This is a genomic window from Streptomyces sparsus (assembly GCF_054776295.1).
In genome coordinates this window covers 1-5840 of sequence record NZ_BAAHCA010000252.1, presented here as the reverse complement: position 1 = coordinate 5840, position 5840 = coordinate 1, and the positions used below count along the sequence as shown (strand labels likewise).

Annotated in this window: 6 protein-coding genes; 4 read left to right on the top strand and 2 right to left on the bottom strand. The window is 73.8% G+C overall.

The annotated features are described in order from the left end of the window. Positions 1-859, top strand: an 859-nt coding sequence (locus tag ACYVE9_RS13605; RefSeq protein WP_461028082.1) for a phosphotransferase family protein, incomplete at its 5' end; no start/stop codon positions are given. On the opposite strand, the gene ACYVE9_RS13600 is transcribed toward ACYVE9_RS13605, so the two are convergent. Next, complete coding sequence (locus tag ACYVE9_RS13600) at positions 849-1550, bottom strand: GOLPH3/VPS74 family protein (RefSeq protein ID WP_461028081.1); 702 nt, start codon at positions 1548-1550, stop codon at positions 849-851. The two genes, ACYVE9_RS13605 and ACYVE9_RS13600, sit on opposite strands and share 11 nt — an antisense overlap. A gap of 301 nt (positions 1551-1851) precedes the next feature. Here ACYVE9_RS13600 and ACYVE9_RS13595 point away from each other — a divergent pair, with 301 nt between their 5' ends. Both ACYVE9_RS13595 and ACYVE9_RS13590 read left to right on the top strand, forming a co-directional pair. Continuing rightward, complete coding sequence (locus tag ACYVE9_RS13595) at positions 1852-2709, top strand: helix-turn-helix transcriptional regulator (protein WP_461028080.1); 858 nt, start codon at positions 1852-1854, stop codon at positions 2707-2709. A gap of 209 nt (positions 2710-2918) precedes the next feature. Then, complete coding sequence (locus tag ACYVE9_RS13590; RefSeq protein WP_461028083.1) at positions 2919-3161, top strand: Atu4866 domain-containing protein; 243 nt, start codon at positions 2919-2921, stop codon at positions 3159-3161. A gap of 101 nt (positions 3162-3262) precedes the next feature. Here the strand turns inward: ACYVE9_RS13590 and ACYVE9_RS13585 are convergent, their stop codons facing one another. Next, positions 3263-3577 carry a hypothetical protein gene (locus ACYVE9_RS13585; protein WP_461028079.1) on the bottom strand — a complete coding sequence of 105 codons (315 nt, stop codon included), beginning with the start codon at positions 3575-3577 and terminating at the stop codon, positions 3263-3265. Positions 3578-3793: 216 nt separating this feature from the next. Between ACYVE9_RS13585 and ACYVE9_RS13580 the strand changes: the two genes are divergently transcribed. Then, a partial coding sequence (locus ACYVE9_RS13580) for a sensor histidine kinase (protein ID WP_461028078.1) occupies positions 3794-5840 on the top strand: 2047 nt, incomplete at its 3' end.

Here is a 5840-nt window from a genome sequence, read left to right as displayed (position 1 = left end):
CGCCGAAGCGGACGGGCGGCCCGGTGCCCGGCTCGTCCTGGGGGAGTGGGCCGGTGGCCCGACGCCGGACGGTGAGGCGCGGCAGGGCGTGCTCTACCGCGTGCGGGGCGCCGTCTCTGCGGCCCGGCTGCTGCCCTCCGGTGACAGCACCACCCACCGCCTGGCGGTGAGCGCCTTGGCGGACGCGGGCAGGACACTGCGGCGGCTGCACCGGGAGCCGTGGGACCTCCCCGAACGGCCGCCCCACCCCGGCCTGCGGCGACTTCGCGCCTGGGCCGTGGGGGAGGAGACCACCCCGGAGGCGACCCGGCTGCGCACACTGGCCCGCGCCCGGCTCGGCCCCTCACTGTGGGCCCGGCTGACCGACTGGTCCGAAGCCGCGAGCGAATCCCCCGGAGGATCGGGCGCGGTCCTGCTGCACGGTGCGCCGAGCATCGGCTGGCTGGTCCCGTCCGCCGCCGGCGGCCGGGCCGACCTGCTCACCGGGGAGGAGGTCACCGGCGGTGACCCGGCCCTCGACCTCGGTTGGATCCTCGGGGAACTGCACGAACTGCGTGCCGCTGCCGCACACGGTCTCGGTGCCGCCGGGCAGGGGCCACCGGTCGACTACCCGGCGGCGGCACACGCCCTGCTCTCCGGTTACGCCGGCAGCGCGGACCCCGCCCGCGTCGCCGCCCTCCCGCCCGGCACCGAACGCGCGGCCACACTCCGACTGGCCGTGCACATGCGGGACTTCGCGACCTTCGTCGGCTGGCACGAGGACCTGCGACGCTACTGCGACCTGCTGGCGGAGGTGCTCGCCGAGGACGGCGCCCCCGCTCTCCGGTGGGGCGCGGTCTCGGGGAGCGTCAGTTCGTGATGACCGCCGTGGTGGTCGTCACCGTGATGATCGTCATGAGGGCGTCCTCCGCGGCCTTCACGACGTGACGCACCGACGCTGCGGACCACTCGTCCCGCGAGATCGCCTCCATCGCCTTCTCCACCCGGCGCGCGTCGGCGTCCGGGAAAGCCAAGCGGTGCAGTTTCGCGCCGTGCAGCAGGGCGACCAGGCTCGCCGTGCGCTCGTCCGGTGCCGCGCCCTCCAGCACGACCGCGTGGAGGCGCCGCCGTACCGCCGCTTCCACCGAGCCGTCGGCCTCCGGGTAGCGGCGCACGGGGAAGAGGCCGAGCACCTTCTTCTTCTCCTCGCGGACCAGCCCCTTGTCGATCAGCCCCGCGTTCGCCCGGGCCACGGCGTCCGTCTTCAGGCGGTCGACCCAGTCCTTGGTGTTGCCCGGCTTCTCCCGGGCGGCGACGGCTTCGAGCGCGGCGTCCAGGGCGGGCTCGCCCAGCGGTGTCGCGTCGACGACGGTGACCCTGTCGTCGGTCACGTCGATCCGGCCGGCCAGTGCGAGTTCCACCAGTTCGGCCGCGGCGATCGCCGGGGCGACCTTCGCCGACTCCTTGGCGGTACCGGACTCGTCGTCCAGCGAGAGGAGCAGGAGCTGCTCGCCCAGGGTGGCCGAGGCCGTCTCGAAGGTCTCCGTGGAGGTTGCCGTGGGGGAGTCCATCGTTGGGTGTCCCTTCTGTCGGTGTCGGTGTCGGAGCCGGTTGTCGGTTGCTGAGGATCATCCTCACCTCAGCTCTGGACACACCTACCCGCAGCCTCGTCCCCACACCACCGATCCCGGCCACCGCGAGGCAGCCGCGTCGACGCCTTCCCTCCCCACCGGGCACGGGGCGGTGGAGAGCCCGTGGCCGGTACCGGTCATGTGGTGGGCCGCCCCGGGGTGGGACGCCCCGGAGGAGCGCGTCCGTCCTGGGTGCACTGGGACCAGGCTCCCGGCCACCGGGCGACCTAGCCTGGCCTGCATGACAACCTCAAAACTGGGCGACTACCTGCGGGGTCGGCGCGCGCAGGTGACGCCGCCCGACGTCGGTCTGCCCCAGGACGGGCGGCGCCGTGTCCCCGGGCTGCGCCGCGAAGAAGTCGCGATGCTGGCCCGCATCAGCGTCGACTACTACCTGCGGCTGGAACAGGGCCGTGAGCGGCGCCCGTCACCGCAGGTCCTGGACGCCCTGAGCGACGCACTGCTGCTGGACAACGACGGCAGGCTGCACCTGTACCGGATCGCGGGCCTGACCCCGATCCCGCGCAACGAGGGCAGCGTCGAACGAGCGGACCCCCAACTGCTGAAGCTGGCCGAACTGTGGGACCGCACGCCGGCCCTGCTCCTGGGACGGGCCTACGACGTCCTGGCCGCGAACACGCTCGCCCGGGCCCTCTTCCCCCACCTCCCACCCGGCGCGAACGTGCTGCTCACGATGTTCCTCGACCCGTCGGTCCGCGCGTTCCACGCCGACTGGGAGAAGGCCGCGGCCAACGCGGTCGCGGGTTTCCGCTTCCTGGAGGGCGCCCGGCCGAACGATCCGCGGATCCACGAGGTACTGCAGACGGTCTCGGAGAGCAGCCGCGAGTTCACCGACCTCTGGCAGCGGCGCGACGCGCGGGGCAAGAGCGACGCCGCGAAGGTGCTGCTGCATCCCGAGGTCGGCGAACTCACCCTGCGCATGCAGACCTTCGACGTGCGGTCCGCCCCGGGCCAGCAGCTGATCGTCTACCACGCCCAGGAGGGCACCGGGACGGCGGACGCGCTCCGCCTGCTCGGATCCCTGGCGGCGACCACCGGCTCCGGGCACCTGGACGACTCGCCGAGGCAGGCCACGTGAGGACCCGCTCCGCGCGCAGGGCCGGCGCCGCGTGCGTCGCCGTCCTCGTCATCGGACTCACCGCGTGCACCGCCGCACCGGACAGCGGGAGGGAGCCGGGTTCCGGTGAGACCGCGCCGCGCAGCCGGCAGCAGCCCCCGGCCGCGGCGACACCACCGCGCGGGGGTCCGACCGGGACCACACGCGTCTCGCCGCACCCGTACGTCGGGATGTGGGTGACCGCGGACGGGCACATCCGTCAGGAGCTGCTCGCGAACGGCCGCTACGACGAGGCCCGCGGAGACCGGGAGAGCGCGTACACGGGTTCGTACCAGGTCTCCGGCACGCGGATCGAGTACGTCGACGACACCGGGTTCAGCGCGGACGGGACCTTCGACGGAGACGTACTGCACCACGGGGGGTACGTCTTCTACCGCGAGGGCAGCACCGCGCACCGACAGAACAGGGAATAAGGACACTGACGCCCGGCGTCTCGGGCAGGCCTCCGGGGGCCGCGGGTGTCGTGTCCGGCGTTGCCCGTTCGGGCGCCCGCCGCGGAGGGACGGGCGGCCCCTCACACGTCGATGTCCCCGGAGTGGCAGACGCGATCGGCGCGGGTGCTTTGGAAGGACCTGATCCCCCGGTGGACCGCCACGACGAGCGCGGCGAACAGGACGTCCACGCTCCACATGAAGATCCACTCGGCCACGCTGCCGGTGGTGCCCGAGGCCGATTCCAGCACCGAGAACAGCTCCCGGCCCACCGGGTAGAAGACGACGCACAGAATGACGAAGACCCAGAACGACAGCTTCTGCAACGGCTTGGACCACACGATGGCCGCAAGGGCCAGCGCGGAGACCAGGGCGACGAGGACATCGGTTCTCTCCATGCGAACGATCCTGGCGCGCCGGGGCCACCACGGCGTCGACCGCCGGGAGGAAGAGCGCATAGGTCGCTGGGTAGAGAGCCCGCGGCGAAGGGGCGGGTGTGCAGCCCGCGGCGCAGGTGGGCCCGTGGAGCCAGCAGCGAAGGAGGGGCCGTGGAGCCCGCGAGGAGCGAGGGCCCGTCGGCACGCGGCCCTGCGAAGGTCTCTACACTCGCGTCAATGGGGAGAGCCCGAGGCTGGCTTCTGCCGGCCCTGTTCGCGGTGGTGCAGTCGGCGCTGATGTTCGCCACGGTCCCGATGCTGGAGGAGCCGCCGAGCACCACGGCGTGGATCACCGCCTGGTCCGCCACGGTATGCGCCGTCGTGGCGCTCGAACGACGCAACCGGACGCCGCTCGTCGCCCTCGGCACGATCCTCACGGTGTCCGTGCTGGGGCAGGTCCTGGCGCCCCCCGACCTGCTGGTCCTGGTGCCGGGGCTGGCGGTCCTGGTGGCGCTGTTCTCCGTCACCGCGCTGTGCGACTGGCCCGTCGCCCTGGGCGCGACCACCGCGGCCGTCCTCGCCGACCCCCTGCCGGCGCTCGTACGGGACGGCTTCGGCGGCGTGCTCCTCTCCGAGTGGCTCATCGCCGTCGGCCTCCACCTGCTGACGGCCGCCCTCGGCGTGGGCCACCGGCACCGGCGGCGGGAACGGCAGGCGGCGAAGGAGCAGCTGACCCGTGCCGAGAAGGAGCGGGAGCAGGCCGCCGGCACCGAACGGGAGCGGCTGGCCCACGAGTTGCACGACATCAGCGCGCACCACCTCACCTCGGTCGTGGTGTCCGTCGAGGCTGCGCGCAGACTCGGTGGCACCAGGCCCGAACTGGCCGCCGAAGCACTGGAGTTCGCGAGTCGCACCGCCCGCGACACCCAGTCCGCGCTGCGGCGCCTCGTGGCCGTCATGCAGGCGGGCGACACACCGGCGCTCCCGTCGATGACCGCTCCGATCGAGGCCCTGATCGCCGGCTTCGGCAGGCTGGGCCGCCCCATCTCCGTCTCCCTGCCCGCCGACCTCGCCGGCCCCGCGGCGGAGGCGGCCCACGGCATCATCCGGGAGGCGCTGACCAACGCGCTGCGCTACGCACCAGGCGCCCCGGTCAGCGTCCGGGCGGAGCGAACCGGGGACACCCTGCGACTGACCGTCGACAACGGCAAGCCAGCCAGTGGCGCAGGCGGCGACACGCTGGACATCGGCTCCGGTCGGGGAGTGGCGGGCATGCGCCGGCGCGCCGAAGCCGTCGGCGGGCAACTGTCCGCAGGGCCCCGCCCCGAAGGGGGTTGGCGCGTGCACGCCCTGCTCCCCGACGCCCCACCCGCACAGCGGCCCGTCACGGGACGCAGACGCGACTTCCCGCGCGAGCAGCGGATCGCGGACGGGGCGGTCGTCGCCTCGGCCGCCGTGGCGTCGTGGAGCTTCGCCCTGACGAACGCGCGGGACGCCGGGTACGGGGTCCAGGCGTGCCTGCTGCTCGCACTGGTCCTGACCGTGCACGCGGTGCCGCTGTGGTGGCGACGGCGCGCCCCGTGGCTCGTGCTCGCGGCCGTCGGAGCCACCGCCCTCGCATGGCCGGTGCTGCTCCACGGCGGCGTGCTGCCGCCGTCCGCCGCCGCCTCCCTCCTGGGCGGTGGAGTCGTCGAACTGGCCGCCGTCTACGCCGTCGCGGCCTACGGCCGCTGGCTGAGACCCGCGTCCGCCGCCCGGTATCCCGGGCCGTCGACTCCACCGACGCCGTACCCGTCCGGTCTCCGGCTGTCGTACCTGGCGGTTCCCGCGGCGGTCGTCTCGTTCGGCGTCTCGATGACGGCTGCCTTCGCCGTCGACGGAACCCTGCTCGGGGAGCCGGTCGGCTCCCTGCTCCAGCTGCTGCTCCACGGGTTCTTCGCCCTTGTCCTGATGTTCGTCCTTCTCGGCCTGGGGCTGACGGCCGCCTGGGGGGCGGGGTGGCTGATGCACAGGCGCCGTCGGCGGGAGCTGGGCCGTCAGGACGCGGCACTCACGGCTCTGCTGGCGGGCGCGAGGGAGCTGGCGCACAGCGAGCGGCAGCGAGTCGCCGGTGGTCTGCGGGAGACGGTACTCCAGCAGACCGCCCGGGTGATCTCCTCGGCGGAGGCGGGCAGCCTGGACGACGTCGCCGCCGCGTCGAGGGCGACGCTGGCCACCATGCGTCGACTGCTGGGCAGTCTCGACGCCGGCAAGGCGCCGGCGGCGGCCCGGGAGACCCCGGTAC

Excerpts from the sequence above, each read along its gene's own strand:
- ACYVE9_RS13595 (WP_461028080.1), top strand. The coding sequence starts at position 1,852 with ATGACAACCTCAAAACTGGGCGACTACCTGCGGGGTCGGCGCGCGCAG.
- ACYVE9_RS13585 (WP_461028079.1), bottom strand. The coding sequence starts at position 3,577 with ATGGAGAGAACCGATGTCCTCGTCGCCCTGGTCTCCGCGCTGGCCCTT.
- ACYVE9_RS13590 (WP_461028083.1), top strand. The coding sequence starts at position 2,919 with ATGTGGGTGACCGCGGACGGGCACATCCGTCAGGAGCTGCTCGCGAAC.
- ACYVE9_RS13600 (WP_461028081.1), bottom strand. The coding sequence starts at position 1,550 with ATGGACTCCCCCACGGCAACCTCCACGGAGACCTTCGAGACGGCCTCG.